The organism is Candidatus Schekmanbacteria bacterium (assembly GCA_003695725.1).
Classification (GTDB): Bacteria; Schekmanbacteria; GWA2-38-11; order GWA2-38-11; family J061; genus J061.
Map to the genome: position 1 here is coordinate 1 of RFHX01000095.1, position 3,842 is coordinate 3,842.

Here is a 3,842-nt window from a genome sequence, read left to right on the forward strand (position 1 = left end):
AAAAGGAATATATGATGAAGTGAGCATGATAAGTTATCCAAGACTCAATTCAATGATACTCAAAAAACAAATCGACCAAGAGATCATCGAAAAAACAAAAACAGAAAAGGATTATAGGATATCATTATCTAAAAAACGTGAGGTAGAGGAGGATTAGAAGAATGGCTATTCAAGATATTTCAGAACTCAAAGAAGGAGTCATAATAAAAGGGCCTTTTTGGCCAGAAGATGTAAAAGTGCATATAATCAAAAAGGTTGGAAAAAGAATTCAAGTTATTGGAGCAGGAATTAAAACTCAGAAATCATATCAATCAGTTTACTCAGAAGAAGAATTCAAAGAAAAAGTTTCCATCATCGGGGGTGTTGAAGGTCCAAAACTAACAGCAAATCCCAAGCAATTCAGGCTTGCTTTAGAGGCTCAAAGAATAAGAATGTCTTATGAATTTGATCCTTTGTTTGCAGTGGGGGTATCTAAGATAGATCCTCTGCCTCATCAAATAGAAGCGGTTTACGACTATCTCCTAAAAAAACCACGAATAAGATTTTTGCTTGCGGATGATCCTGGAGCAGGTAAAACCATTATGGCAGGATTATTGTTAAAAGAGTTGAAATACAGGAAAGCTATTGAAAAAATACTTATTGTTGCCCCTCCAGCTTTGGTTTCTCAATGGAAAAGAGAACTATCTGAAAAGTTTGGAGAAACATTTATGCCCATTGATAGATCAATTGTCAATACAATGGGTTCTGCTGTTTGGGAGCAATACAATCAATTCCTAGTTTCAATTGATTTTGCATCAAGATCTCAAGATGTTCTTGAGCAGCTAAAAAATCTTAACTTCACATGGGATCTTGTCATTGTAGATGAAGCGCATAAACTCTCTGCATACAAATATGGAGATAAGACAGATGAAAGTTTAAGATATAAATTTGGTAAAGTTCTCTCTGAAACATCTGAACATTTACTGTTTCTAACCGCAACGCCGCATAAGGGGGATCCTGAGAACTTCAGACTCTTGCTTAATTTATTAGAAAAAGACTTGTACGCAAATACAGAGCTTATTAGTGAAGCAATACGAAATAAAGAAAATCCGATTATGTTAAGGAGATTAAAGGAAGATATGAGATATGAAGATGGAAGACCAATCTTCCCACCAAGAAAGGTAACGACTATCCCTTATAAACTATCAGCATCAGAAAAGATGTTGTATGAGGCAGTCACACAATACGTTAGAGAAAACTTTGAAAAAGCAGAAAGAATGGCAAACCAAAGAGTTGCCATTGCTCTAGCATTAATAGTTCTACAGAGAAGATTAGCTTCAAGTGTTAGAGCAGTAAGAAAATCATTGGAGAGAAGAGCTAGAAGATTAAGTGAGAGACTCTCTTTCTGGGATAATCCTCCAAAAGAAAGTGAAGAGGCCGCATTTAGTGAAGAAGAACTAGAGGACATGGAAGAGTCTGACAGATGGGAAGTAGAGAACAAAGTAATGGGTTTGACAACAGCTAGAAGCAAGGAAGAATTAAAAGAAGAAATCAGAGAAGTTGAACGTCTTGTAGAATTAGCAAAAAATGTGGAACGAGAAGGCCAGGAAAGAAAACTAAACGAGCTTAGAAGATGCATTGATATAGAAGAGATAAGAAACAGCGATGAAAAGCTTCTTATTTTTACTGAGCACAAAGACACACTTGATTATTTAATGGAAAAAGTACAGCAATGGGGATTCTCAGTAACTCATATTGATGGATCTATGTCAATGGATGAAAGAAAACAAGCAGAGGATGATTTCAAAAACAAATGTCAAATAATGATTGCAACCGAGGCAGCCGGAGAAGGAATTAATTTACAGTTTTGTAAATTAATGGTTAATTATGATATCCCTTGGAATCCTACCAGGCTAGAACAAAGAATGGGACGTATTCACAGATACGGCCAAAGATATGAAGTTCACATCTACAACCTTATTGCTGAAGACACAAGGGAAGGAGAGGTTCTCAAAAGAATCCTCGAAAAATTAGAATTAATGAGGGAACATCTTGGCAAGGATAGAGTTTACGATGTTATAAGTGAGATTTTTGACGAGGAAGGAATCAAATTTGAAGATGTAATGAAGAAAGCCATATTGAATAGAATCACGCAAGAAGAATTTGAGAAAATTGACAAAATAGAACTGAATGCTAAAGAAAAACTTGCAAAAGCATCAGAAGAAGCATTAGCAACGAGATTTGTTGATCTTGACAAATTCAAAGAAAAAAAAGAACTTGCAGAAGAGTATCGCTTAATCCCCGAATATATAGAACAGTTTTTTATTGAGGGCTTCAGATATTTTGATGGAAAAATTCAAAAGATTAAAGAGGACGTTTATAGGATAGAAGAAGTTCCAGTAATCATAAGAAAAAAATCAAAAGATCCTGTTACTCAGAACAAAAGGTATTATTCTCAGATATGCTTTAACAAATCAATAATAAAAGAAGATCATTCAACAGAATTTTTAGCACCAGGACATCCACTGTTTGAAGCACTGACTGACTTAATTCTTGAGAAGTTTAGCTCAACACTTTCAGAAGGAGCAATCTTCTTTGATCCTGAAGCCACAGATGAGGCAATGTTATGGTTTGTTAAAGGAGAAATAAGAGATGGTAAAGGAAATAAGATGGGAGAGAAACTCTTCGCAATCCATCAAAAGAGAAACGGAGAACTAACAAGAAAAGGACCTTTCATAATATGGGATCTTAAGCCTTGTTCAAATCCTCCTAAGTTCAGGTCATTTATTGAAGAGATATCAAAAGATGAAGAGCCCATAATAAATTGGTCTGTTAATGAGCTAATGGATCCTTACTTTAAAGAAATCCGGGAGCAAATATTCAAAGACTTAGATATAAAACACAAATATCTCAGACGTTCTTTAAACTATTTGCTTGCCGAAGCAATGAAGAAAGAACAAGAATACATCGAGAAACAAAAGCGCGGCAAAGATATGAAGTTACAGTTACTTAATGTAAGAAGAAAAATCGAGGATTATAAACACAGAAAAAACACATTATTAGATGAGATAGAAAAAGAAAAGAATCTCTCAATGGGCCTGCCAGAAGTTATTGCTGTAATAGGCTTAGTCCCATACCCAACAGAAGATGATAAAGAACTTTCTGGCATGAAAAGAGATAATGAGATAGAAAAAATTGCGATGGAAGTCGCAATGAAGTATGAAATAAAGAACAAAAGAGACCCTGTGGACGTTTCAAAAGATAACGATGGATGCGGCTTTGACATTAAATCAAAAGGAATTGATGAAATAAGATATATTGAAGTGAAAGGAAGAGCAAAAGAAGGAATAATCTTTCTCACACCGAATGAATGGATTAAAGCAAAACGGTTAGGAGAGAAGTATTGGTTGTATGTAGTATCTCATTGCGCAACAAACCCTGTGCTAAGAATAATACAAAACCCTGCAGAGAACCTAAAACCAGACAAAATAGAGAAAGTCATACGGTTCTCGGTAGACAGCAAACAAATTAAAACAAAAGGAGAAGAGGTAAAGGTATAATGCCAAATAGTACTTACGAGGCAAATAGAGCAGATTCGGAGTACATAGACGCTCTCATAAGACCAATGGTCGATGATCTTAATACTATGACTTCATTAAGAGAAACAATATTGGTTATGGGCAATTATATGGATGAATTATTAAATATTCTTTTAGCACAGTATTTTATAGAGTCTAATGCAGAAAAAAGAAGAAAGTTCAGAGATGTGTTTATTGAAAAAACAAGAATTGATTTTGAAAAGAAGTTAAATCTCTTAAGAGGCTTAAACCTGATTCCTCCATTGTTAAATAAGATAATTAAAG

General features: G+C 34.7%; 2 protein-coding genes. Both read left to right on the top strand.

The features are described from left to right. The first annotated feature begins 161 nt into the window (after nucleotides 1-161). Nucleotides 162-3,539 (top strand): DUF3883 domain-containing protein, encoded by a 3,378-nt coding sequence (locus D6734_03815; protein ID RMF96330.1) that lies wholly within the window; start codon nucleotides 162-164, stop codon nucleotides 3,537-3,539. Further along, on the top strand, nucleotides 3,539-3,842 hold a 304-nt coding region (locus D6734_03820; protein ID RMF96331.1), incomplete at its 3' end, for a hypothetical protein. The genes D6734_03815 and D6734_03820, both read left to right, overlap by 1 nt.

What these genes read in the sequence shown, in the direction of transcription:
- D6734_03815 (RMF96330.1), top strand. Translation starts at nt 162, where the DNA reads ATGGCTATTCAAGATATTTCAGAACTCAAAGAAGGAGTCATAATAAAA.